This window comes from Micrococcus sp. PSi08 (assembly GCF_054960655.1).
Map to the genome: position 1 here is coordinate 1 of NZ_JBHNYP010000007.1, position 24,445 is coordinate 24,445.

At 69.7% G+C, this 24,445-nt stretch carries 22 protein-coding genes and 1 other annotated feature; of the genes, 8 read left to right on the plus strand and 14 right to left on the minus strand.

Annotation, left to right across the window (positions count from 1 at the left end; translation table 11 throughout):
• Positions 1-106: 106 nt before the first annotated feature.
• The 3 genes from ACFI33_RS03360 to ACFI33_RS03370 all read left to right on the plus strand — a co-directional run bounded on the left by ACFI33_RS03360 (position 107) and on the right by ACFI33_RS03370 (position 2,988).
• Positions 107-1,117, plus strand: a complete 1,011-nt coding sequence (locus tag ACFI33_RS03360; RefSeq protein ID WP_052001142.1) for a GIY-YIG nuclease family protein — start codon at positions 107-109, stop codon at positions 1,115-1,117.
• A gap of 45 nt (positions 1,118-1,162) precedes the next feature.
• Positions 1,163-2,248, plus strand: coding sequence for an endonuclease NucS domain-containing protein (locus ACFI33_RS03365; RefSeq protein ID WP_127434990.1), 1,086 nt, complete (start codon positions 1,163-1,165; stop codon positions 2,246-2,248).
• 230 nt (positions 2,249-2,478) lie between these two features.
• Complete coding sequence (locus ACFI33_RS03370; RefSeq protein ID WP_036338511.1) at positions 2,479-2,988, plus strand: hypothetical protein; 510 nt, start codon at positions 2,479-2,481, stop codon at positions 2,986-2,988.
• A gap of 7 nt (positions 2,989-2,995) precedes the next feature.
• Here the strand turns inward: ACFI33_RS03370 and ACFI33_RS03375 are convergent, their stop codons facing one another.
• Genes ACFI33_RS03375 through dnaB form a run of 5 tightly spaced genes read right to left on the minus strand, consistent with a single transcriptional unit; the run spans position 2,996 to position 10,953 of the window.
• On the minus strand, positions 2,996-6,448 hold the full coding sequence (locus tag ACFI33_RS03375) for a DEAD/DEAH box helicase family protein (RefSeq protein ID WP_238692746.1): 3,453 nt from the start codon (positions 6,446-6,448) through the stop codon (positions 2,996-2,998).
• 56 nt (positions 6,449-6,504) lie between these two features.
• Positions 6,505-7,650 (minus strand): restriction endonuclease subunit S domain-containing protein, encoded by a 1,146-nt coding sequence (locus tag ACFI33_RS03380; RefSeq protein WP_127445767.1) that lies wholly within the window; start codon positions 7,648-7,650, stop codon positions 6,505-6,507.
• On the minus strand, positions 7,647-9,119 hold the full coding sequence (locus ACFI33_RS03385; RefSeq protein WP_127434988.1) for a type I restriction-modification system subunit M: 1,473 nt from the start codon (positions 9,117-9,119) through the stop codon (positions 7,647-7,649). Before ACFI33_RS03385 ends, ACFI33_RS03380 begins: the two co-directional genes overlap by 4 nt.
• A gap of 3 nt (positions 9,120-9,122) precedes the next feature.
• Entirely contained in the window at positions 9,123-9,554 is a 432-nt protein-coding gene (locus ACFI33_RS03390) for an ABC transporter permease (RefSeq protein ID WP_127434987.1), read from the minus strand.
• 10 nt (positions 9,555-9,564) lie between these two features.
• Positions 9,565-10,953: a replicative DNA helicase gene (gene dnaB / locus ACFI33_RS03395; protein ID WP_010079804.1), complete on the minus strand. Its 1,389-nt coding sequence runs from the start codon at positions 10,951-10,953 to the stop codon at positions 9,565-9,567.
• Between the two features lie 732 nt (positions 10,954-11,685).
• Here dnaB and ACFI33_RS03400 point away from each other — a divergent pair.
• Both ACFI33_RS03400 and ACFI33_RS03405 read left to right on the plus strand, forming a co-directional pair.
• Positions 11,686-12,861 carry a CaiB/BaiF CoA transferase family protein gene (locus ACFI33_RS03400; protein WP_127434986.1) on the plus strand — a complete coding sequence of 392 codons (1,176 nt, stop codon included), beginning with the start codon at positions 11,686-11,688 and terminating at the stop codon, positions 12,859-12,861.
• A gap of 25 nt (positions 12,862-12,886) precedes the next feature.
• Positions 12,887-14,113 carry an acyl-CoA dehydrogenase family protein gene (locus ACFI33_RS03405; RefSeq protein ID WP_127434985.1) on the plus strand — a complete coding sequence of 409 codons (1,227 nt, stop codon included), beginning with the start codon at positions 12,887-12,889 and terminating at the stop codon, positions 14,111-14,113.
• Positions 14,114-14,128: 15 nt separating this feature from the next.
• On the opposite strand, the gene rimK is transcribed toward ACFI33_RS03405, so the two are convergent.
• Positions 14,129-15,364 (minus strand): 30S ribosomal protein S6--L-glutamate ligase, encoded by a 1,236-nt coding sequence (gene rimK / locus ACFI33_RS03410; RefSeq protein WP_123243984.1) that lies wholly within the window; start codon positions 15,362-15,364, stop codon positions 14,129-14,131.
• A gap of 27 nt (positions 15,365-15,391) precedes the next feature.
• Between rimK and ACFI33_RS03415 the strand changes: the two genes are divergently transcribed.
• The 3 genes from ACFI33_RS03415 to ACFI33_RS03425 all read left to right on the plus strand — a co-directional run bounded on the left by ACFI33_RS03415 (position 15,392) and on the right by ACFI33_RS03425 (position 17,983).
• A complete protein-coding gene (locus tag ACFI33_RS03415) occupies positions 15,392-15,922 on the plus strand; it encodes an ATP-dependent zinc protease family protein (RefSeq protein ID WP_036314387.1) in 531 nt (176 codons plus the stop codon).
• Positions 15,919-17,034, plus strand: a complete 1,116-nt coding sequence (locus ACFI33_RS03420; protein ID WP_127445768.1) for a succinylglutamate desuccinylase/aspartoacylase family protein — start codon at positions 15,919-15,921, stop codon at positions 17,032-17,034. Before ACFI33_RS03415 ends, ACFI33_RS03420 begins: the two co-directional genes overlap by 4 nt.
• Before the next feature lie 205 nt (positions 17,035-17,239).
• Positions 17,240-17,983 carry an MBL fold metallo-hydrolase gene (locus ACFI33_RS03425; RefSeq protein ID WP_462623765.1) on the plus strand — a complete coding sequence of 248 codons (744 nt, stop codon included), beginning with the start codon at positions 17,240-17,242 and terminating at the stop codon, positions 17,981-17,983.
• Positions 17,984-17,997: 14 nt separating this feature from the next.
• Here ACFI33_RS03425 and ACFI33_RS03430 read toward each other — a convergent pair whose 3' ends face one another.
• The 8 genes from ACFI33_RS03430 to ACFI33_RS03465 all read right to left on the minus strand — a co-directional run bounded on the left by ACFI33_RS03430 (position 17,998) and on the right by ACFI33_RS03465 (position 24,433).
• Complete coding sequence (locus ACFI33_RS03430) at positions 17,998-18,948, minus strand: MFS transporter (RefSeq protein WP_238692793.1); 951 nt, start codon at positions 18,946-18,948, stop codon at positions 17,998-18,000.
• Positions 18,938-20,163, minus strand: a protein-coding gene (locus ACFI33_RS03435; protein WP_127435427.1) for an IS3 family transposase whose coding sequence is annotated in 2 segments (ribosomal slippage) — positions 18,938-19,890 and positions 19,890-20,163 — 1,227 coding nt in all. Because the reading frame shifts where the segments join, the coding sequence is not laid out codon by codon here. The genes ACFI33_RS03430 and ACFI33_RS03435 overlap by 11 nt, the downstream gene beginning before the upstream one ends.
• Positions 19,758-19,891, minus strand: a sequence feature (AL1L pseudoknot). (Overlaps the previous gene by 134 nt.)
• Positions 20,164-20,177: 14 nt before the next feature.
• Positions 20,178-20,525 (minus strand): MFS transporter, encoded by a 348-nt coding sequence (locus ACFI33_RS03440; RefSeq protein WP_238692792.1) that lies wholly within the window; start codon positions 20,523-20,525, stop codon positions 20,178-20,180.
• 103 nt (positions 20,526-20,628) lie between these two features.
• Positions 20,629-21,090 carry a 50S ribosomal protein L9 gene (rplI, locus tag ACFI33_RS03445; RefSeq protein ID WP_127435426.1) on the minus strand — a complete coding sequence of 154 codons (462 nt, stop codon included), beginning with the start codon at positions 21,088-21,090 and terminating at the stop codon, positions 20,629-20,631.
• A 28-nt stretch (positions 21,091-21,118) separates the two neighbouring features.
• Positions 21,119-21,358, minus strand: coding sequence for a 30S ribosomal protein S18 (gene rpsR, locus ACFI33_RS03450; protein WP_002857788.1), 240 nt, complete (start codon positions 21,356-21,358; stop codon positions 21,119-21,121).
• 232 nt (positions 21,359-21,590) lie between these two features.
• Positions 21,591-22,190: a single-stranded DNA-binding protein gene (locus ACFI33_RS03455; RefSeq protein WP_036338481.1), complete on the minus strand. Its 600-nt coding sequence runs from the start codon at positions 22,188-22,190 to the stop codon at positions 21,591-21,593.
• A 132-nt stretch (positions 22,191-22,322) separates the two neighbouring features.
• Entirely contained in the window at positions 22,323-22,628 is a 306-nt protein-coding gene (rpsF, locus tag ACFI33_RS03460) for a 30S ribosomal protein S6 (RefSeq protein ID WP_002857790.1), read from the minus strand.
• A gap of 317 nt (positions 22,629-22,945) precedes the next feature.
• A complete protein-coding gene (locus ACFI33_RS03465; protein ID WP_363932707.1) occupies positions 22,946-24,433 on the minus strand; it encodes a M18 family aminopeptidase in 1,488 nt (495 codons plus the stop codon).
• Positions 24,434-24,445: the final 12 nt, after the last annotated feature.

Below are 24,445 nucleotides of genomic sequence, written 5' to 3' on the forward strand. Positions count from 1 at the left end.
GTCAGTTCGTACGTCATGGCTCCATGGTGGCGAACAGCCGGACGCGTTAGCGGCCCACAGCTGTGCTCGGGGTGCCCCGCTCGCCACAGCACGGCATCATGGCCCCATGGTCTCCGCCCCGTTGCCGTTCCGCCGCTGGGAGACCCCAGCAGGGCTGGCACCTTCGCTGATCTTCGAAGACGGGGTCGGCCCTGGGATCTACGTCCTCGAGTTCTCGAACGGGGATCAGTACGTGGGCCAAAGCATCCATCCCGCCACCCGGTTCGCGAGCCACCGCCGGCGGTGGCAGGACATCGTGGCCGTGAACTTCACCCCGGTGCCTCCGGAGGAGTTGGATCGGGTCGAACAGGCCATGATCACGGAGAAGCGACGCGCAGACGTCCGCCTTCGCAACCGCACGCTGCTCGCCCAGCCATTCGGAGACTCCCCCCTCGACTTCATCGTCACCCAGGAGGAACAGGCCGCGTGGATCGGGGATGATCCCATGAACGTGGAGCGGGAGATCGCCCCGCAGCGGATCGTTGAGGCCCGCGCCCGACGACGCACGGACAGAGGGCGCCTCCCTGAACCGGTCCGGGAGCACCCGCATCTCGCGGAGGCCGTCGACTCGATCGCCGGCTACCTGTACTACGTGATCCCCCTCCCCACGGAGACGGAAGGGCGCGGATGGGTGCTCAGCGCGTGGCCCTCCACGAACCGTGCGCGGAGCCACCGCCGGTTCGCGACCCTGAGCATCCAGAAGGTGGAGATGCTGTACCTCTACGAGGCCCGGACCGAGGACGGCGAGTGGGAGCAGACCATGGTTCTGAACGTCCACGACTCCTTGGAGATCGACGACGAACTCCGCCCCCTCTTCTTTCAGACCGCTTATCGCACGACTGGCCCGGTGTGGACCACCGCCGTTCACGGGTGGGAGGACATCGGCGTTCTCCTCGGCCACCCCGCAGTGCTCCTCGCCGCACGCAAGCTGGCTCTCTCGCAGCTGCGGAAGGGACGGGCGATGTTCTCTCGAGCCCACAGCTGGGCCCTCGCCGACGCGGCGTTCGCGCACATCGGGGACGTGCTGGACGAGTGGGCCACGGCCGGAAACGACCGAGCGGCTCGCCCCGGCTCGTGATTGGATGAAATTCGATTCCATGCAGCGGACTGAGGAGTAACCACCATGCCCGTCGAGATGAAGATGTGGCGCATGGACCAGCACGGTGCACCCCGTCCGCTGGACCAGGCCCGCATGCCTTCGGAGGCCGAGCTCCAGCGGTTCCTCGTCAAGGACCCCACGCTCCTTGGTGAGCCGCTGCTGGTGATCGGACGCGAGGTTCCCACGCCCTACGGCACCCGCATCGACATCCTCGCGATGGACGGGGAGGGCAATCTCCACGTCCTCGAGCTGAAGCGCGACCGCACTCCCCGAGCAGTGGTGGCCCAGATCCTCGACTACGCCTCGTGGACCTCCCAGCTCCCGCGAGAGGAGATCCGGGACATCGCACGGCGTCACCTCGGCACGGACCTGGAGACCGCCTTCGACGAGACCTTCGGTTCGAGCCTTCCGGACGAGCTCAACGGCGAGCAGCGCCTGACCATCGTGGCCGCCACCCTGGACAGCAGCTCCGAACGGATCGTGGCCTACCTGCGCACCTTCGGGGTCCCCATCAACGCCGTCTTCTTCTCCTATCTCGAGGACGAGGATCGCCGGTACCTCGCCCGTTCGTGGCTCGTCAGCTCCGACGAGACGACCGCTGCGTCCACCGCCGCCACGGACCGCGCGAAAAAGGCAGCATGGAACGGGGTCGACTGGTACGTGGTCTACGACCGCGAATGGGAGGACGCCCGCCGCTACGGCTTCGTCTCTGCTGGCGGCGGGCGATTCTACACACGGACCCTGCGCAACGTCCCTGTGGGCGCCCGCATCTGGGTCCACATCCCGCAGACGGGCTACGTGGGTGTCGGGAAGACGACGGGGCCCGCGATGCGCTTCGACGAGGCCATCCTGCCCACAGCCGAGGGCGAGCAAGCACTTGATGCTCTCCCCCTGAAGGGCGAGTACCGCCACGCCTCCGAAGCTAGTGACGACAACACCGAATGGGTGCTCCCCGTGCGGTGGATCGACACCAGGCCCGCCTCGGAGGCCTACTGGGAGAAGGGCATGTTCGCCAACCAGAACAGCGCCTGCAAGCTCCGCCAGGAGTTCACGCTTGCTCGCCTGGCGGAGGAATTCGACGTTGAGAGCCCCCAGTCCCGGCGGGGGTAGACCACCCGACGTGACCACGGCGACAGATGGCCTTGACGCCTCGAATGTGAGCGATCCATGTCCGAGGCCCCGCAGCTTGCCACTGCCACACGGGGGGACCTCAGGTCTGACTGGCACCATGTAGGAGGCCGAGTGTAGGCCGCGCATCCTGACACTCGTCCCTTCAGCCCGTTGCTGAGCAGGTGCCACAGCTGGTACCCACGCGCCGAGCCCTGCGGCATGCTTGGACCATGACGCGAACGGACGGCGAGCAGCCGGAGGACACCTCCGGCGACGACAGGCCTCAGGGACACCTCGACCCTCGGGAGTGGCGGATTCGCCTCGAGAATGCCCTCGACTTCCCTGCCACTGTGCGCGAGGCCCTGGACGCCGTGCGGGCAGCGTCCATCAAGACGCTGGAGACGAATGAGCAGAGCCGTCAGACACACGACTGGCTTCTCAGGAAGAAGATGGAGGTCATCGAAAGGGAGCTCGACAAGCCGGACCTCACGCGGGAGGACCGCGACCATCTGATGGCCATGGTGGACGACCTCATTGAGCGCGCCAACGCCAAAGATGAAGAGAACCGGCGCTTTCTCGCCGGCCTGACGCATGGGGGAATGAACGCGGCCGTAACTATTGCGGGCCTTGCCATAGGCACAGCCGGCGTCGTCGCAGTTACTGCCATCGCTGGCCCAGACGGTCTTAGGCAGGTCGGCCAGCTTCTGCCACAGATCGCTCAGCGGGCCCTCCGGAAGTAGTCACCCGCTACGCCGCGCTTCCTGCCTTCGACGGCGCCCCGGTGCCGTTTTCCACCTCGGCCCGCCGCCGGACGTCGGCCAACACGGCCACCACGGCGTCGGCCGCCTCGCCGGGATACACGGCGTCCACCCCACCCATCGCCAGATAGGGGTCCTCGTAGAGGCGCCCAGGAGACACCACACCGTTGCGGACCAGGTCGTCCACGAGCATGCGAGTGAAGTGGATCTGGTCAGCGTTCCACCGCCCCTCATCCAGGAAGCCTGCCAAGGCCTCCTCGGCGGCGCTGCGGTCCAGGCCGACCAGGCCTCGGATGAACACACCGAGTTCGTCCCCGGCCTGGTCGCGGACCCAGTCCAGTTCGGGACGCTCCGACCCGCCTGCCTCCACCAGCATGCGGCCGAGCTCGTCCAGGTCCGCCTCCGTCAAGGGCTGATTGCCGCGAAGCTTCCGCAGAGCCAGGGTGTCCCGCTCGCCCTGCAGGAAGGCCCTCGCCTTCCGCCGGTAGCGCTCCCAGTCCATGCCGGGCCTGGACGGCACGATCACCACTTCACTGGAGTCCAGGAGGGTGTCCACGAAGTCGGTGTAGACGGGGGACGAGGTTCGCCGGGGCAGCAATGCCACGAGGTCACGCAGACCCTCGCGCAGGGCCTCGACGTCTGCGAGCCCCGCGTCCTCCCACCAGAGGTCTTCGGCCACGCGGGACAGCAGGTCCTCCTTCTGCTTCACAGCGGGGATGCGCACCTGGCTCAACACAGCCCCGGCGATGTCCTGGATCGCCGTTCGGCACCGTTCGGCCGTGGTGAGGTCCTGGTCCAGGTCGGCGAGCTGCCAGCGCAGGGTGAGTAGATCGAAGCGTTTGGCGGCCTCGTCGGGGTCGCGCACCGCGGAGGGCAGTCCTGCCACGTGCTCGGCGAGTTCCTGGACGTCCTCGGCGCTCACGCGCCCCCAGGCTGCGGCGTCGGACCAGCGCTCCACCTGACGCCGGTGCTTGCGCACCAGGAGGTTCTGCCCGGGCATGGCCGCCACATAGGAGTGCAGCCAGTCGGCGTGACTGCGGCGCACGGCGTCGGCTGTCGCCTCCCGTTCGCTCCCCGGTTCGGTCTGTGCATCCAGAGCCGCGACGACGGCGGCCCGCGTCTCGAAGATCTGCTGGGTGAGGGGTTTCGGCTGGGATGCTTCCCGTTCGGGAAGGTCCTGGTTGAAGTACTCGAGATTTCCGCCGACGTCGATGACGGTGAAGGAGGTCTTGTCCCGCCCAGGACCGAAGAGGTCAGGGCGCAGGCGGGTGCCGCGGCCGAGCATCTGCCAGAACTTAGTCTTGGAGTGGACCACCTTGAACAGCACGAGGTTGACCACGTCGGGGATGTCCACGCCGGTGTCGAGCATGTCCACGCTGATGGCCATCTGGGGCATCTTGTCCGGGTCGGAGAAGTCGTCCAACAGGGCGCCGCTGTAGGCGGTCTTGCTGGTGATCACGCGGGCGAAGCCGCCGCCCAGTTCGGGGAAGCGCTCGTTGAACCGGCGCTCGATGAACTCGGCGTGCCGCTGGTTCTTGGCGAAGACGATCGTCTTCCCCAGCCGGTCTCCATCGGCCACCTTCTGCCCGCGCTCCATGAGCAGCTCGAGCACCTTGTCCACGGTGTCGTCGTTGAAGAGGAAGGCGTTGATCTCCTGGGAGTCCACGTTCTCCGGAGGTCCGTCCTCGCCCCAGTCGAGGGCATCCCACTCGGCCTTCTCCTCCTCGGAGAGGTCGTCGTAGCGGATGCCCCGGCGGAGGAACTCGGTCCCGGCAGACACCCCCTCCGGCGGCACCAGGTAGCCCTGCTCCACGGCCTCGGCGAGGTCGAAGGCGAAGGTGGGGACGCCGTCTTCGAGGTGGAAGAGGCGGTAGGTGTTGCGGTCCACCTCGTCCTTGGGGGTGGCGGTGAGGCCGATCAGGAGGGAGTCGAACCAGTCGAAGATGGCCCCGTACTTCTGGTAGACGGAGCGGTGGGCCTCGTCGATGATCACGAGGTCGAAGTGCCCCGCGCCGAAGCGGCGGGGTCCGTCCTGCCCGTCGCGCTGGAGCAGGTTGAGCATGGTGGGGTAGGTGGCGGCGTAGATACGCCCTTCGGCGGTCCTGTCATTGAGCAGGTTGACGACGGTCTCGTGCGGCAGGTGCCTCGTGAAGTTCTCGGCGGCCTGTTTCACCAGGGCGGTGCGGTCGGCGAGGACGAGGACGCGCTTGACCCACTTGGCACGCAGCAGCTGGTCGACGAGGGCGATGGCGGTGCGGGTCTTGCCGGTTCCGGTGGCCATGACGAGCAGGGCGTCGCGTTGGCGGGCGGTGAAGGCCTCGCCGACGGCGCGGATCGCCTCGAGCTGGTAGGGGCGCCCGGCGATCTCGGTTTTGGGAAGCACGGTGGCGAGGTCCTGGCGAGCGGTGCGGCGCTGGATGAGCCGCTCGAGTTCGTCTGCCGTGAGGAACCCCTCGATCTCACGGGGTGGGTAGCCCCCAGCGGGGCCGAAGGCGGCGTCATCCCAGAGCCAGTGCTCGTAGCCGTTGCTGTAGAAGATCAGCGGACGGCGGCCGTACTGCGCTTCGAGGGCGTCCGCGTAGCGGCGGGCCTGCTCCTGGCCTTCGTGGGGGCTACGGGTGGTGCGCTTGGCCTCGAGGACGGCAAGGGGAAGGCCGTCGGCACCCCAGAGGACGTAGTCCACCCGGCCGGTGCCGCCCTGGGTGGGCAGTCCGGTGACGGGGTATTCGCGGTCGCGGTCCTGGTCGAGGGGCCACCCGGCTTCGTGGAGGAGCAGGTCGATGTAGAGGGTGCGGGTCTCGGCCTCGGCGTAGTCGTAGGCGTGGAGGTCGGTGAGCTCACTGGCAGCCGCGGCTGCCTGGGCGGCGGCGATCTGCTCCCGCAGGGCGGCGATCTCCGCTTCGTAGGCAGCGGCCTGCTGCTCGCTCTCCTCGCGAAGGCGGGCGTTGGCCTCGTCCTGGGCCTTGAGCCGGGCGATGACCGCGTCGAGCTGTTCGACGGGCATGGCTGCCTGGCGCGGGGCCCGTGCGGGGTCGAACTGCGCCTTGGTGGGGACGGCCTCGGGGTGGGGGCCGTGGTGGAAGGCCGTCCAGACGAGCACGTGGAAGAGCTCACGGAGGATCGTCAGGGCAGCCCGGGAGTCCAGGGCGAGGTCCTTGTGGACGGCGTTGTTCCCCGCCTTGCGGAGGAAGTTCAGCTTGTCCACGATGCCCCGCCCGGCAAGCGTGCTGAAGGCGGGGGCGTTGATGCGGCCGGCGAGGTCGGTGCTGTAGGGGTCGTCCAGGCCACGGGTGGCGTAGAGGAACTCCACGATCCGCTCGACGGAGCGTCGGGCGTAGAAGGCGGCGGCGCGCGGGTCCGTGGTGAGGTAGGCCTCGGCCTGGGCGGCATCCCGATGGACGGCGGGGAGCGCCTGCGCCACCCAGTCCATGTTGCTTGCCATCGGCTCCTCCTTCGGTGCACGCCGCCACGCTGCGGCTGGGCTCTATCCTGCCGGGTTCACAGCTCGCCGCGGAATGCCCGGTACTGCAGGGACGCGAACAGCTCGTCCTCGAGGGCCAGCGCCCGCTCGATCCGCTCCCGTTGCGCGTCGATCTTCGCGACGACGGCGGCGAACTCGCGCTGGACGGAGACGGGTGGGATAGGAATCATGACCTGACCGAGCGCCTTCTGATTGACCTTGAATGTTCCATTGGTCGTCCGGGCCGCAGAAAGGATCTGCCGACGAACAAAGGGTTGACCCCACGCCGCCTCGAAAAATCGAGGATCCACTCTCGAAGTATCCAGCTCGGCAGCGATCACCGTATCCGGAAAAACAATCCCCTCGCCAGATTTCCCAGAAAATACCCCCACGCCGACAAGATTTTTATTTCCATTCCCACGCGCCAGGAGAAAATCATCAAGATGGACACGTTTCGCCCCTGAGGGAACCTCTCTAAATGCCCCACGCTTGATAAGCCTTGGATCAAATCGAGATTGAGTAACCGATGAGAGCGTGAGAACATCTTCTTCATGCAGTCCCCCTCGGTCGGGTGACTGCCCATTGCGAAGAGACAACCATGCTTCAGAAGCTGGCACCAGTTCCCCCGGAGCCTGTCGGGAGAAATCCTGGAATACCGCATGTATGAACAGATTCAGCCCTCGCAATTGCGCACGGCGACGCGACCGCCGCGCATCGGCCCGGTCCAGGATCGCCGCGATGCGCCGCTGCTCATCGAGTGACGGCAGTTCGGGAACGTGGAGACTCACAAAATCTTTTACCGATGTGCGACGCCTCCTCGGCACACTGCCAAATGCAACTGAATCATACCTCGCCACCATCCCTGGAGCAGAGAGAATCCTGTAGACATAGGATTCATCCAGCCCCTCTCGCACCCTAAATGTCGGATAGAGGGGGCTCGCCACCCCACTGAAACCTAGGTCATTCATTGCGAGAGCGCCAGCCCACAGCAAGTATGGATTAAATGCAAAAGTCCCAGGCTGGATAAGCTTATATCTTGAGGTGTCCTCTGTCGCAAGCCTTTTGCTGAAACGCTCACCCTGAAGAACGAACCCCCTCTTCTCCGTCAGAGTAAGAACCGGAATTTCCTCATGACCCCCGGGGCGTTCCGAAATTTCAAAGAGCAGATCTCCCACCGTCTTCACTGCAGCATCGCCTTCAGCTCGGCGGTCCCCGCGGCGATCTCCGCGTCGAGCTTCTCGAGGTCCGCGAGGATCTCCAGCGGGTCCCGGTGCTCGACCTCCTCGACCTCGATCTCCTTGTACCGATTGATCGAGAGGTCGTACCCCTGCTCCACGATGTCCGCCTTGGGCACCAGGAAGGACTGCGCGGTCCGCGGCCGGTCCTTCTCACCTGCCAAGTCCTGCCAGCGCTGCAGCACATCCGGCAGGTCGTTCGCCTCGGTCGGGTTCCGCTTGTCGTCCAGGCTGAACCCGTCCGCACGGACGTCGTAGAACCACACGTCGTCCGTGCCCCCGGAATCCGTGCGCTGGAAGAAGAGGATCGCCGTCGAGACCCCCGCATACGGCTTGAACACGCCCGAGGGGAGCTTCACCACAGCCTCCAGGCGCTGGTCCTCGACCAGCATCCTCCGCAGGTCCTTATGGGCCTTCGTGGAGCCGAACAACACCCCGTCCGGGACGATCACCGCCGCACGGCCCCCCGGCTTCAACAGCCGCAGGAACAGGGCCAGGAACAGCAGCTCCGTCTTCTTCGTCTTCACCACACGCTGCAGATCCGCGCTCACTCCCGCGGCATCCAGCGAGCCGGCGAACGGGGGATTGGCGAGGATCAAGCTGTACTTGCCAGCGTCGTCGTCGCTGGCCCCCTGCGCCAGGGAGTCCCGGTACGCGATGTCCGGGGCCTCCACCCCGTGCATCAGCATGTTCATGCTCGCGATGCGCAGCATGGTGCTGTCGAAGTCGTACCCGTGGAACATCCGCCGGTTGAAGTGCAGGCGAGCATGCGCGTTGTAGAACATGTCCGGGTGCGTCTCCCGGAGGTGCTCCGCCGCACCCACGAGGAAGCCCGCCGTGCCACAGGCCGGGTCCACGATGACGTCATCCGGGGTGGGTGCCGTCATCTGAACCATGAGGTCGATGATGTGCCGCGGCGTGCGGAACTGGCCGTTGACGCCCGCCGAGGCGATCTTCGAGAGCAGGTACTCGTAGAGGTCACCGGTGGTGTCTCGGTTGCCCATCGGCAGCTGGTCGATCAGATCCACCGCAGTGGAGAGCATGCGTGCGTTCGGGATGGTGAACCGGGCATCCCGCATGTGATGCGCGTACGTGGAGTCCTCACCGCCCACCTGCTGGCCCAGCTGCCGCAGGAACGGGAACACCTCCCGGTCCATGCGGGAGAACATCGTCTCCGCGGACTCGTTCTTCAGCTGCTGCCAGCGCAGATGCTGCTGCTCAGGGCCGAAGACCGGGTTCTCCACCGGCTGGCTCGTGCGCCGCGCCTTGGCCTCAGCCTGCGCCTGCCTCTCGTCCAGGCGACGGAGGAAGAGCAGGTAGGTGATCTGCTCGATCACCTCCAGCGGGTTGCTGATGCCGCCCGTCCAGAAGGCGTCCCAGACGCGGTCGACCTGGTTCTTGAGCGCTCCGGTAATCACGGGTCACATGCTACCGCGATTATCCCTGTCCTCAATCTCGTCTTCGTAGTCAGCCAGAACCTTTCTTAGGTATTCAGCCTTCTTACGATCCTTAAACTCTTTTCGGTTCCCAAGAGCGACCCCCCCGAAAATAGCTGCCAGGAGGAGAATGACACCGATGGCCCAGATGGCCTGCTGACCAGCAGGAAGGAAAAAACCAGAAAGCAACGCGAAGAGGCCGCTTGTAAAAGAGCTGGTAACGAAAGCAAGCGTCAGATCATAGCCCACCTTGGCGGATGCCTCAAGCGCGTCAAGCTGACGTCGGATGTGCCGTGCCTGAAGCTTGAGTCGCCTGCTATCAAGGCTCCTGGGGTCGGGGATCAGGTATCCGTGCTCATGGTGGCTATAATCAATAGCCTTCTCACTCGACTCGTTGTCGAACTTTTCGATCTCCACCCAGCTCCTCCTAGAACCCGCCCGAACCCCCGCCATCCTGTGCGAGGTTGCTGAAGCGACTGTAATGCCCCTGGAACCCCACCACAATCGTCTTCGTGGGCCCGTTGCGGTGCTTGGCCACGATCAGGTCGGCCTCGCCGGCGCGCGGGGACTCCTTGTCGTACACGTCCTCGCGGTGCAGCAGGATTACCATGTCCGCGTCCTGCTCGATCGACCCGGACTCGCGCAGGTCAGACACCTGCGGCCGCTTGTCCGTCCTCTGCTCAGACCCACGGTTCAACTGGCTCAACGCGATCACCGGCACGTCGAGCTCCTTGGCCAGCAGCTTCAAGGCACGCGAGAACTCGGCGACCTCCTGCTGACGGGACTCGACCTTCTTGCCCGAGCTCATGAGCTGCAGGTAGTCCAGCACCACCATCTTGAGGTTGTTCTTCTGCTTGAGCCGCCGGCACTTGGCGCGGATCTCCATCATGGTCATGTTCGGGGAGTCGTCGATGAAGAACGGCGCCTCGTTCAGCCGCCCCACGGTCGCGGCGATCTTGGACCACTGGTCGTCCCGGATGGTGCCCTTGCGCAGGTCCTGCAGCGCGATCGTCGCCTCGGCGCTCAAGAGCCTCATGGCGATCTCGTTCTTGCCCATCTCGAGGCTGAAGAACACGGTGGCCATGTTGTGGTGGATGGCCGCGGCCCGCGCGAAGTCCAGCGCGAGCGTGGACTTGCCGACGGCGGGGCGCGCCGCGATCACGATCATCTGGCCGCCGTGCAGGCCCTGCGTCAGCTCGTCGAAGTCGTAGAAGTCGGTGGGGACGCCCGTCAGGCCCTCCCCCTGGTTGCCGGCCGCCTCGATCTCGTCGACGGCGTGCTCCATGATCTCCGCGAGGCGCACGTAGTCCTCGGACTGGCGGTTCTCCGCCACCTTGTAGATCTCGGACTGCGCCTCGTTGACGATCTCCTCGACCTCGCCGTCTCCCTGATACCCCAGCTGGGTGATCTTGGTGCCCGCGGTCACGAGGCGGCGCAGGACGGCCTTCTCCGCCACGATCTCCGCGTAGAAGCTCGCGTTGGCGGCGGTGGGCACGGACTGGATGAGCTCGTGCAGCACGGCGGGGCCGCCCACACGGCTCAGCTCCTGGCGCTTGTTCAGCAGGTCCGCCACGGTGACGGCGTCCGCGGGCTCACCGCGGCCGTAGAGGTCGATGATCGCCTCGTAGATCATCTCGTGGCTGGGCCGGTAGAAGTCGTGGCCGCGCAACAGCTCCACCACGTCCGCGATTGCGTCCTTGGAGAGCATCATGCCGCCCAGCACCGACCGCTCCGCCTCCAGGTCCTGGGGCGGCAGGAAGCGTTCAGAGGAACGGCCGCCGTCGTAGGAGCCCGAGTCTCCGTAGTTCTCAGTCAACGTCCGGAGACTCCCTTCCCACAGCCCGCACGACGGCGGCCCTCGCCGGTCTTCCCGGCCCTGATTCCTCTGTTGTCACCGCCCGTGCCGCCGCATCCTCCTGCAGGCGGACGGTGCGACGGTCCCCGGGGCGACGGTCCGAGCGGATGCGCGCCTGTCAGTGGTCACCTGCGGCCAATACCCGCCCTCGCGTTGGGGATACCACGCGACACTACGCGCGCCGTGGAGGCTGGGCAACCGCGTTTCCCACAGGCCTTGTGGATAACGTGTGGATTCGGCGGCGTGTCGTGTGGATCGCCTGGGGACCGCGCTGGGGACAACCGCTCGACCGCTCCCATAATCCCGCTCTGACCTGGGACGATGCGATCCCCAGAGCTGTGGAGGAAGATTCTCCACCCCCCTTTCGGCCCCGTCAATCCAACTTGACAGCACCCTCGTTTGCACCCTCATCACACCGCCTGGTACACGCCTATCCACACCGTCGTCCACACCCTCCACATCTGTGGACAACTCCTGTGGACAAGGTGCCCCGATCTGGGGACGGCGAAGTTGACAGCGTCTGCGCACGGCCCCGGGTCCTCCCCGTGCCCACCTCTCCCGGCCGCCCCGGACCGCCCGGCACCGATGACTCACGCACGTCAGTGACCCGCCCCAGAGTCATTGGACGGAACGCGAGCACGGTGCTTGGGTGGAACCCGTCGTCGTGTCGTCCGCCACAGTGAGGAGTCCGCCGTGCCCCCGGCCACCACCGCCCCCTCCCCGGCCTCGCTCCCCCTCGACGGCGTTCTCGTCGCCGACTTCTCCCGCGTCCTCGCCGGCCCGCTCGCCACCATGACGCTGGCGGACCTCGGGGCGCGCGTCATCAAGGTGGAGCACCCCGAGCGCGGCGACGACACCCGCGGCTGGGCCCCGCCCCGCTCGGTGACGGGCGCCACCTACTTCGAGTCCGCGAACCGCAACAAGGAGTCGGTCGGCTGGGACCTGAAGGACCCCGAGGACCAGCGGCGGGCCGCCGCCCTGGCCGCCCGGGCCGACGTCGTGGTCCACAACCTCAAGCCCGGCACCATGGAGCGCCTCGGCCTGGGCTACGACGACGTCGCGCGGGAGAACCCGTCCGTGGTCTACGCCGCCGTCTCCGGCTTCGGCGACCGCGAGGGCCGGGACCTGCCCGGCTACGACTTCATCGTCCAGGCCGCGGGCGGGCTCATGAGCATCACCGGCGAACCGGACGCCCCGATGAAGGCGGGCGTCGCCCTGGTGGACGTGCTCACGGCCAAGGACCTCACCGCCGGCGTGCTCGCCGCCCTGCTGCGCCGCGAGCGCACCGGGGAGGGCGCGCACCTGCGGCTGAACCTGCTCTCCTCGCTGCAGGGGGCGCTCGCCAACCAGGGCCAGGCCTGGCTCGGCGCCGGCGTCGTCCCGCGGCGGATGGGCAACGACCACCCCTCGATCGCCCCCTACCAGCTGCTGGCGTGTCGGGACGCGCCGCTCGCCGTCGCCATCGGCAACGACGCGCAGTTCCGCACCTTCGCCGCGGCCCTCGGCGTCCCCGAGCTCGCCGAGGACCCGCGCTTCACCACGAACACGGACCGGGTCGAGCACCGCGAGGAGCTGCGCACCGCCCTGGAGGACGCGCTCTCGGCCGAGACGGCGGCCCACTGGCGGGACGTGCTGCAGGCCGAGCGGCTCCCGGTCGGCCTCGTGTCCACCGTCGCCGAGGGCGTCGAGCTGGCCGAGTCCCTCGGCCTCGAGCCGACCGTCGAGGTCCAGGACCGCTCCGGCGCCCCCGCCGGCCGGCAGTTCCGCCACCCGGTGCAGTGGGACCCGCCCGTGGCGCACCCGCGTCACGCGCCCCCCGCGCTCGGTGCGGACACGGCGGCCGTCAACACCTGGCTCGACGCCCGCTGACCACCCCGCAGAGAGGACCCCCGCCATGACCACCCCGTTCCACGCCGAAGCCGACTCGTTCCTCGGCCGCGCCGACGTCGTCGGCCTGGACTCCCTGTTCTCCGCCGAGGAGAAGGCCGTCGCACTGAAGGTGCGCGGTTTCGTGGACGAGCACATCCGCCCGCACATCGCCCGCTGGTACGACGACGCCGTGTTCCCGCGCGAGATCGTCCCCGAGCTGGGCCGCCTCGGCGTGCTCGGCATGCCCTACGAGGGCCACGGCATGCCCGGCCGCTCGGCGGTGGAGTACGGCCTCGCCGCCCAGGAGCTCGAGGCCGGCGACTCCGGCCTGCGCACCTTCGTCTCCGTGCAGGGCTCGCTCGCGATGGGCGCGATCCACAAGCACGGCTCCGAGGAGCAGAAGGCGCAGTGGCTGCCGCGCATGACCATCGGCGAGGCGGTCGGCTGCTTCGGCCTCACCGAGCCGGGCGCCGGCTCGGACCCGGCCTCCATGACGACGACGGCCCGCCAGGAGCCCGGCGGCGACTGGGTGCTCGACGGGGTCAAGCGGTGGATCGGGCTGGCCACGCTGGCCGACGTCGCGATCATCTGGGCGCAGACCGGTGAGCCCGGCGACGGGCGCGGGGTGCGCGGTTTCGTGGTCCCCACGGACACCCCCGGCTTCCGCGCGGAGGCGATCACCCAGAAGCTGTCCATGCGGGCCTCGGTGCAGTGCGAGATCCACCTCGACGGCGTGCGCCTGCCCGCCTCGGCGATGCTGCCGGCCGACTCCGCCGTCGGGCTCAAGGGCCCCTTCCAGTGCCTCAACGAGGCCCGCTACGGGATCATCTGGGGCGCGATGGGCGCCGCCCGCGACTCCTTCGACGCCGTCCTCGACTATGCGATGCAGCGGCAGCAGTTCGGGGTGCCGCTGGCCTCCCACCAGCTGACGCAGGCCAAGCTCGCGGACATGGCCGTGGCCATCGGCAAGGGCTACCTGCTGGCGCACCAGATCGGCCGCGCCAAGGACGCCGGCCCGCTCACCCCCGCCATGATCTCCGCCGGCAAGCTGGACAACTGCCGCGTGGCCATCGGCATCGCGCGGGAGGCCCGCGAGATGCTCGGCGGCAACGGCATCACCCTGGAGCACTCGCCGCTGCGGCACGCGAACAACCTCGAGTCCGTGCGCACCTACGAGGGCACGGACGAGGTCCACCAGCTGACGCTCGGCCGGCACCTCACGGGCATCGGCGCGTTCGCCCCGGCCCGCTGAGCCCCGCGCCCGGGCTCAGGCGTCGTCGGCGGGCGCCTCGGGCGCCGGGGCCTCCTCGGCGACGGACGCGAGGATCGGGGTGGCCGGCAGCTTCCGCACGCGCTTGGGGCGGCGGGCGCGGGCGGGGATGAGGGCGCGCATGTTCTCGGTCTTGCCGAAGCAGAGCAGCCGGTCGCCCTCCTCGAGGACCTTGGTGTCCGCGGGGTTGGGGAACACGCAGGTGCCGCGGTGCAGGGTGAGCACCTGCAGGTCCTTCGCGAGCAGCCCGGAGTCCTCGATGGACTGGCCCACCCAGCCGGAGCCGGCGTGCACGGTGATCTCACCGACCCCGTACCCGGTGGACACGGCCAGGCGCTGGCGCACGTCGATGTCCGGGAAGCCGGCCTGGTCCGCCACGTAGTCGATGATCGCGCCGGCCACGTCCAGGTCCGTGGCGGCCTCGATGCCCTGCAGCCCCGGCGAGGAGTTCACCTCCATGACCAGCGGGCCGTGCTCGCCCTCGAGCATGTCCACGCCGGCCACCCGCAGGCCCATGATGTGGGCCGCCCGCACGGCGGTCTCCGCGTACTCGGGCGAGAGCTCGACGCGCTCCACGGTGCCGCCGCGGTGCACGTTGGAGCGGAACTCGTCCCCCTGGGCCCGGCGGCGCATCGCGGCCACCACGCGGTCCCCCACCACGAGCGCGCGGATGTCCGTGCCCTTGGACTCCTCCACGAACCGCTGGATGAGCACCTGCTGGTTGGTGCCGTGCAGCGTCTCGATGATCGCCTCGGCCACCTTCTTGGTCGGCGCCAGGATCACGCCGATGCCCTGGGTGCCCTCAAGCAGCTTGATCACCACGGGCGCCCCGCCCACCATGTCGATCGCCGTGGACACCTCGCCGCGGTTGCGCACGAACACGGTGGCGGGCATGTCGATCTCGTGGCGGGAGAGGATCTGTGTGGCCCGCAGCTTGTCCCGCGAGTTCATGATCCCGGCGGCCGTGTTGGGCGTGTAGACGTCCATCTGCTCGAACTGGCGCACCACGGCGGTGCCGAAGTAGGTCACCGAGTTGCCGATGCGCGGCAGCACGGCGTCGTAGCCGGACAGGGGGCGGCCGCGGAACATCAGATCGGGCTCGTCCGAGCTGAGGTCGATGCCGAAGCGCAGGGTGTCCAGGACCTTCACCTGGTGGCCGCGCTCGAGCGCCGCGGTCTTGAGGCGCTGCGTCGAGTAGGCGCGCAGGGAACGGGAGAGGATGGCGAGCTTCATGACCGCTTTCCTGGGAGGATGAGGGGCGTGTCTGAATCTAAGCACACGGCCCCGGCCCCCCACGGCGTGCCCCCCACCGACGACGGCGCCGCTCGCCCGGGGCTGGTGGGCTGGCGCGAATGGGTCGGCCTGCCTGCCGCCCACACCCCCTGGATCAAGGCCAAGATCGACACCGGCGCCCGCACCTCGGCGCTCCACGCCTTCGGCATCGAGCGGTTCACCCGCGACGGCGCCGCCTGGGTCCGGTTCGAGGTGCACCCGTGGCAGACCTCGGCGGCGGACGCGCGGACGGCCGAGCTGCCGGTGGCCGACCTGCGCACGGTCCGCTCCTCGAACGGCGAGGCGCAGGAGCGCGTCGTCGTCGTGATGCCGCTGACCTTGGCCGGCCGCACGATCGAGGCGGAGGTGACCCTGACCCACCGGGACGAGATGGGCTTCCGCATGCTCGTGGGGCGCACCGCGCTGGCCGCCGGCGGCCTCCTCGTGGACCCCGCCGCCTCGTACGTGGGCGGGCAGCCGCCGCGCGGCGTGCGCCGCCGGAACCGGGGACGCGCGTGAGCCCTCGCCCCGCCCGCGCCCCCTTCGCGTTCGGCGGGGTCGAGATCCCGGCCGGCCGCCGCCACGAGCTGTCCCTGCCGATCTCCCAGCTCGTCACCGGCGCGGACGTCACCCTGCCCGTGCACGTGCTGCACGGCCGCGAGGACGGGCCCACCGTGTGGGTCTCCGCCGCGATCCACGGGGACGAGGTGGCCGGCGTCGAGATCGTCCGCCGCGTCCTGGAGCGCCTGCAGCCCACGCAGCTGCGCGGCACCCTGCTGGCCGTGCCCATCGTCAACGTGCTCGGCGTGATGGCCGGGGACCGCTACCTGCCGGACCGCCGCGACCTGAACCGCTCCTTCCCCGGCTCCGCCCGGGGCTCCCTGGCCTCGCGCATCGCGCACCTGATGATGACCGAGGTGATCGGCCGCTGCACCGTGGGCATCGACCTGCACACCGGCGCGGACCGCCGCTCCAACCTGCCGCAGATCCGGTGCGACCTGGAGGACCCCCGGACCCGCGCGCTCGCCGAGGCATTCGGCGCCCCCGTGCTCTTCCATGCCCGCCTGCGGGACGGCTCCCTGCGCGCCGCGGCCCGCGAGACCGGCGCGCGCGTGCTGCTCTACGAGGCCGGTGAGGCCTGGCGATTCGACGAGTACGCGATCGCCCCCGGCGTGGACGGGGTCCTGCGTGTGCTCGCCGCCCTGGACATGGTGGATCCCGCGGACGTCGGGCTCACCGAGCCCGGGCCGGACGCCGTCGTCGACGCCCCCGGTCCGCTGCCCGGCGAGGTCCCCGAGGAGCGGACCACGGACGTGCCCGAGGCGACCGACGCCACCGGCGAGGACACCGCCGCCGTGCACCCCGACGTCGTCGACGGTGAGCAGGACGCCCCCTACCTGGTGTGGCAGTCCACGTGGGTGCGCGCCCGCGCGGACGGCCTCGTGCACCTGGACGTCTCCCTCGGCGAACGCGTGAGCGCCGGGGACCGGATCGGCGCGCTCTACAACTCGTTCGGCCGCCGCCTCGCGCACGTGAAGGCCGAGCTGACCGGCGTGGTCATCGGCCGCACCGAGGCACCCCTGGTGCACCGCGGCGATGCCCTCGTGCACATCGGGGGATGGGACGCATGAGCACCCCCACGACGACGGCGGCCCCCGGCGCGCCCGCGCGCTGACACTGGGGCCGCCGCAGGGCTCACCGGGGCCGCGGGGCGGCGTGGGACGCTGAGCCCTATCGCGGCCACGCGCGCCGATGCTCCACTGGGGGTCCGAACCGCCCGCCGAGGCCCTCGCCGGGCCGGCGGTGCGGACCGCTCACCGTCCTGGAGGTTCCGTCATGACCGCCCGTCCCGTCGCCCCCGGCATCCACCTCGTGCAGCACGCCAACGTGAACTGCTATCTCATCGAGGACACGGACGGGCTGACCCTCGTGGACGCCGGCCTGCCCGCCGTGTGGCGTCCGCTGGGGCACGCCGTGCGCGCGCTCGGGCGTCGCCCGGAGGACATCAAGGCCCTCGTGCTCACGCACGCGCACTTCGACCATGTCGGTGCCGCGCGTCGCCTCGTGGAGCGGCTGGGGGTCCCGGTGTACGCCCACCGCGCCGAGCACTACCTCGCCGCCCATCCCTACTCCTACGCGCACGAGAACCCGCGCGCGCTCTACCCGCTCCGCCACCCGGCCGCGCTGCCGATCCTGGGCTCGATGGTGGCCGCCGGGGTGCTCGCGGTGAAGGGCGTCAGGGCGACGGCCGAGCTCACCCCGGGGGAGACGGTGCCCGTCCCCGGGCGCCCCGTGGTGGTGCCGAGCCCGGGCCACACGCACGGCCACTGCGCCCTGCACCTGCCCGACCGGGACGTCCTCATCTCCGGCGACGCCCTCGTCACCCTGGACCCCTACACCGGTCGCCGCGGCCCGCGCATCATCGCCGGGGCCGCGACCGCCGACAGCGGCCTCGCCCTGCGCTCGCTGGACGCCCTCGCCGCGACGGGGGCCGGCACGGTCCTGCCCGGTCACGGCGAGCCGTGGCACAGCGGCGTCGCGAGCGCCGTCGAGGAGGCGCGCCGGCACGGGCCCGCCTGAGCGCGCCGCCCGGTTCAGGCCGGGGGCGGGCGCCGGGCGATGGCCCGGCCGCCGTGCACGAGCCGGTAGTAGAGCAGCAGCGCCACCCCGACCCCGCCGGAGAGCAGGTACATCACCGGGATCCCGACGGCGGCCACCACCGCGCCGAGCACCATGGGGCCGAGGCCGGTGCCGAGGTCCAGGAGCAGGAAGAACGTGCCCGTGGCGACGCCGATCTCGGTGGGCCGGACCACCTTGATCGCGATGGTCTGGAACACGCTCACCACGGGCCCGTAGGTCAGCCCCAGCAGGGCGCCGGCCACGAGCATGCCCGCCGGCTCCCGCCACAGCGCCAGCACCGCGTAGGAGACCGCCATCCCCGCGAGGATCGGGTAGACGACGGCGTTGTCCCCGTGCCGGTCGTGCAGCACGCCCAGGACGGCGCGGCCCACGATGGTGCCCGCGGCGAAGAGCAGGAAGAACAGGCTCGGCACCATCGCCGGGTAGCCCTGCTGCTGCGCGAACGTGGCCATGAACGCGAGGATGCCGCCGTACATGAACCCGGAGGCCAGGGCCACGCCCGCCGCCGGCGCCACCTCCGCGGAGAACACGTCCGCCCGGTGCAGCCGGAACCGGCCCGTCAGCGGCGGCTCGGGCACGCGCAGGAACAGGGCGATCAGCAGGGCCATGCCCGTGAAGCCGATGCACGCCCAGAACAGGGCGTCGTAGCCGAGGGTGGTGCTCAGCTGCAGGGCCACCATCGGCCCGACGGCGCCCGCGAGCGTCATCGACGTGGAGAACCAGCCGGTGCCCTCGGAGCGGCGCACGGGCGGGACGATCCGCTGCACGGCCGTGGCCAGCACGGTGCCGGCCGCGCCGAAGCACATGCCGTTGAGCAGGCGTACCGCGGTCAGTGCGGCAAGGGAGTCCGCCCAGAGGTACGCCGCCTGAAGCGCCCTGGGTTTCGTTCCGGGGTCAGGACGCAACGGGCGCTGAATCCTGATCGTGAGTGTAAGCCGCCTCGACCTCCGCTGGGGGGCGGTAGCCGAGGGCTTCATGGAGGCGGGTGGTGTTCCACCAGTGCACCCACCCCATCGTGGCCAGCTCCACCGCCTCGACGGACTCCCAGATCCGCTTGGCATGGATGAGCTCGGCCTTGTAGAGCCCGTTCACGGTCTCGGCTAGGGCGTTGTCGTAGGAGTCGCCCACGGTGCCCACCGAGGCGCTCACCCCAGCGGTGATGAGCGCGTCCGAATACGCCAGAGAGACGTACTGGGAGCCGCGGTCCGAATGGTGCATCAGTCCCTGCCGGCTACGGCTAGCTCCCGTGCTCAACAGGGCGTGCTCCAGGGCCAGCAGCGGCAGCCCGACCGTGTGCAGGCTGCCTGAGACGGCCCACCCGACGATGCGCCGGGAGTAGACGTCGGTGATGAACGCGACGTAGCAGAACCCGCCCAGGATCCTGACGTAGGTGATGTCAGCGACCCACAGCTGGTTCGGGCGCTCCGCGGCGAAGCGGCGCTCGACCATGTCAGGACGAGCATCCGGCTCACCTGCCGGCTTCGTCGTGATCGGCTTGCGGCCAGGCCGCACTCCCTGCAGGCCGGCGGCACGCATGAGGCGGGCTACTTGGTCCCGGCCGATCTCCCCGCCGGCCCGGGCCATCGCGTGGTGCATCTTGCGCACCCCGTAGACGCTGTAGTTCTCCGCATGGATCCGCTTGAGCTCCTCGATGAGGATCGCATCGCGCAGAGCCCGAGCGGACACCGGCCGACTCTTCGCGGCACGATAGCCGCGGGAGGTGATGAACCCACATTCCGTCGTGTTGAGCACACGGCAGATGGCCTCGACCCCGAACTGATCACGGTGTTCGTTGATGAACGCGATCATCTCGTCGTGGGGCGGTCGAGCTCCGCTGCGAAAAAAGCCGAGGCGGCTTTGAGGATCTCGTTCGCTCCCCGGGCTTCAGCAAGCTCGCGCTTGAGGCGCTTGTTCTCCTGCTTCAGATCCTCTCCCGCCGGTGCCTGGGTGATCTCGTGGCCGTGGCGGTTGCACCACATGCGTAGAGTCTCCTCGCCGACGCCGACCTGCGGGGCGATGGCCCGGATCGAGTACGCGCGAGGCCCACCCTCAGCGGCTTGGCGTTCGAGGACCATCCGCACGGCACGCTCACGCAGCTCGGGGCTGAACTTCTTGGGCATGTTCCGATTCTCCTTCAGTTGGATCGGAACGAAACCCAGGGCGCTTCAGCCGTCGTGAGGACGTAGCAGGCCAAGGCGACGAGCAGGACCCGCCGCCGCCCCCACGCGAAGGTGGCGGGCGTCGTCGTCATGCGGGTGAGGACCGCGCCCAGCACGAACGCCCCCACCACGACGCCGGCCTCCGCGTCCGACGCGCCGAAGGACGTGACGGCGTAGAGCGCCATGGCGGTCATGAGCGTGTAGAAGATCATCGCCACGAACAGGTAGGTGGCGCTGACGAGGATGAACGGGCGCGTCCACAGGGGCGGGCGCGGGGCCGCCGTCGAGCCGGCGGGGTCGGAGGACGGTGGGGCGGAGGGCATGACCTCCATGTTCCCCCACGGCACGAGGCCCCGGCCCGCTCGTGAAGAGCGGACCGGGGCCTCGGGTGAGCGTCGCGTACGCGACGGGCTCAGAAGCGGATGATCACTTCTTGGCCTTGGCGGCCACGACCTGCAGCTGGACGGTCGCGATGACGTCCTCGTGCAGGCGGACCTGGGCCTCGTGGTTGCCCACGGACTTGATGTGCGCCGGCAGGGTGATCGAGCGCTTGTCCACGGAGCCGAGGCCGGCGGCCTCGATCGCCTCGGCGACGTCGGCGGTCTGGACGGCGCCGAACAGGCGGCCCTCCGCACCAGCGGTGCGCTCGAGCTTCACGGTGGCGGACTGGAGCTGCGCGGCCTGGGCCTGCGCGTCCTCCAGGCTCGCCGTGGCGCGGGCCGCGCGGGCCTTCTGCAGGGACTCGACCTGCTTCTCCCCGCCCTTGGTCCACACGGTGGCGAAACCGCGCGGGAGCAGGTAGTTGCGGGCGTACCCGTTCTTGACCTCGACCACGTCACCGGAGGTGCCGAGACCGGCCACTTCCTGGGTCAGGATGAGCTTTGCCATCTGGGTGTTCCTTCCTTCGCTCGCTCGATCAGCCGCGGCCGGCGCCGGCGTAGGGCAGCAGGGCCACCTCGCGGGCGTTCTTGACGGCCTGGGCGATCTTGCGCTGCTCCTGGACGGTCACGCCGGTCACGCGACGGGCACGGATCTTCCCGCGGTCGGAGATGAACTTGCGCAGCAGGGCCACGTCCTTGTAGTCGATCTCGGTGATCTTGGCGGCCTTGAGCGGGTTGGACTTCGGTTTGGGCTTGCGGAGTTCAGCCTTCGCCATCGTGGTGCTCCTTCAGAGTTCTCTGGAGCCCGCAGAACGGTTCTGCGGGATGGGATCACGCGGCGTCCCGTACGGGGCACGGGGCCGTGTGCAGTGCGGCCCGGCGGTGCCGGGTCGCGGGTGGGATGGGCCACCGGGGGGCGGCCCTCCGGGCGAGATGCGCCCGGACGGAGAGGTCCGTGGTGTTCCGTGTCCGTCGCGGCCGTGGGGGCCGCGCCCGGTCAATGCAGGATCAGAACGGGGGCTCGTTGGAGGACGGGGTGTCCCATCCGCCGCCACCGCCGCCGGACCAGGGGTCCTGCGGTGCGGCCTGGCCACCGCCCTGCTGCTGGCCGCCCCAGCCGCCGCCCTGCTGGGCGCCGCCGAAGCCGCCGTCGTTGTTCCCCCCGAAGCCGCCGCCGGCCGGGGCGCCGCCGACGCCGCCCCCCTGCTGGCCGCCGCCGAAGCCACCGCCGCCACCACCGCCGCGCTGGGCGCGGGTGACCTTGGCCGTGGCGAACCGCAGCGCCGGGCCGACCTCGTCCACGTCCAGCTCCCAGCTGGTGCGACGATTGCCGTCCCGGTCGTCGTAGGAGCGCGCCCTGAGGCGGCCCTGCACGATCACGCGCATGCCCTTGGTCAGCGACTCCGCCACGTTCTCCGCGGCCTCGCGCCAGACCGAGCAGCGCAGGAACAGCGCTTCGCCGTCCTTCCACTCGTTGGTCTGGCGGTCGAACGTGCGGGGCGTGGACGCGACGGTGAAGTTCGCGACGGCCGCGCCGTTCGGGGTGAAGCGCAGCTCCGGGTCGGCGGTGAGGTTGCCGACCACGGTGATGACGGTCTCGCCTGCCATGGTCACTCCTGTCTTCGGGGGTTCTGCCGGTCAGTGACCGGATCCGGGGATCCGGGACTGCTCAGCGGGGTTCCGGTGGGGGCGTCGGGGACTGATCCGATGCTCTCAGACCCTCCGGACACGGTACGAGGATCACTCAGCGGTGATCTTCTGCTCCTCCGGACGGATGATCTTGGTGCGCAGGATCGTCTCGTTGAGGTTCAGCAGACGGTCCAGCTCCTGGGTGGCGGCCGGCTCCGACTGGAAGTTGACGACCACGTAGATGGCCTCGGACTTCTTCTGGATCTCGTAGGCGGTCTTGCGGCGACCCCACACGTCGATGTTGTCGACGGTGCCGCCGGCGTTCGTGACGACCTCGAGGTACTTCTTCAGGGTCGGCTCCACGGTGCGCTCGTCGACCTCAGGGTCGATCAGCACCATCAGCTCATAAGCACGCATGCGAACCCACCTCCTCTGGGCTTGCGGCCGCGGTCTCTCCGCGGCAGGAGGTTCTGTGCTCGTCGTCCGTGTGATGCTCCGCGCTCTTCGGCGGCACACAGACAACCTGATCCATCCTAGCAGTTCGACGAAGGGGCGCTGGCGGGGCGCTGGCGCCGCGTCCACGCGCGCGGGTGCCTCCCGCGCCGACGCCTCCCGCGCGTCGAGTCCGCGAGCCAGATGATTCAGTCGTTTTCCGGCCGCTTCTACGACCGAAATCTCTGGCTCACGCCCGTCCAGGAGCAGAAATCTCTGGCTCGCGCCCCCCACGCGCAGCCTCACACCCCGCGGAAGAACTCCCGCACGGCCGCCGTCAGGTGCTCCACGTCCCGCACGCCGCACATCTCGCGCGCCGAGTGCATGGACAGCAGGCCCAGGCCCACGTCCACGGTCCGGATGCCCAGGCGGGTCGCCGAGATCGGGCCGATGGTGGAGCCGCAGGGGACGTCGTTGTGGGAGACGAACTCCTGGAACGGCACCCCCGCCACGCCGCACCAACGGGCGAACGCGGCCTCTCCCCCCGCGTCGGTGGCGTAGCGCTGGTTGGCGTTGATCTTCAGCAGCGGGCCGTGGTTCACGCGCGGGTGGTTCACGGGATCGTGCCGCTCGGCGTAGTTCGGGTGCACCAGGTGGCCGGCGTCCGCGGACAGCAGCCAGGACCCCGCGATCGCCCGCGCCCGGCCCTGCCCGGCCACGCCGAGCGCCTCGAGCACGCGCCCCATGACCTCCTCGAGCAGCGGGCCGGCCGCCCCGGACCGCGACGCCGACCCCAGCTCCTCGTGGTCGAACGCGGCGAGCAGCGGGATCACCGGGGCGCCGGCCGCCTCACCGGCCACCCCGCCCGCGACGGTCCCCTCGTACGCGATCGCCCCCTCGGCGCCACCGTGTTCGCGCGCCAGCTCCTCGAGCGCCACGAGGCCCGCGTGCACCGAGCTCAGGTTGTCCAGCCGGCCCGAGGCGAAGAACTCGCCCGCCAGCCCGAAGAGTCCGGGCGCCTGGGCGTCGGCCACCACGACGTCGTGCCCGCGCACCGCGGCCGGGTCCACACCGGCGGCGGCCGCGAGCGCGGTCAGCACGTCACCGGGCACGCGGGCGGCCAGACCGTCGGCCTCCGCCTCGTCGGCGCCCTCGCCGCGCGGGTCGAGCGCCCCCACGACGGGGTTCGTGTGCCGCTGCCGCTTCAGCGTCAGCCCCTCGTTGACCTCGCGGTCCAGGTGGATGGCCAGCTGCGGGATGCGCCCCACGGGCCCGGTCGCGGCGAGCACCTGCGTGCCGTCGTCGAGGGCGAGGCGGCCGGCGAACCGCAGCTCGCGGTCCAGCCACGAGTTCAGCAGCGGCCCCCCGTACACCTCGACGCCGGCCTGCACCCAGCCGTCGGCCGTCACGGTGGCCGGGTTCGGCTTGAGCTTGAACCCGGGCGAGTCCGTGTGCGCGCCGAGGACGCGGAACACCGGCACGACGGCGGCGCTCGGCCCCGCCTCGTCCGGCCCGGCCGCGCGCGCCTCAGCACCCTCGTGGCGGCCCAGCGCCCCGGCGCCCATCGGCACGATCCAGGCCACCGCCGCGCCGTCGCGCACCACCACGTAGCCGCCCGGGGCCGACGGGAAGTCGGCCGTCTCGTCCAGACGGGTGAAGCCGACGGCCTCCAGGCGGCGTGCGACCTCCTCCGCGGCGTGGTAGCTGGAGGGCGAGGCGGTCACGAACTCGGCCAGGTCCCGCAGGTGGGCGGGCAGCTCGGCGGCGGTGTCACGGGTCACGGGGGTCATGCCCCGACCGTA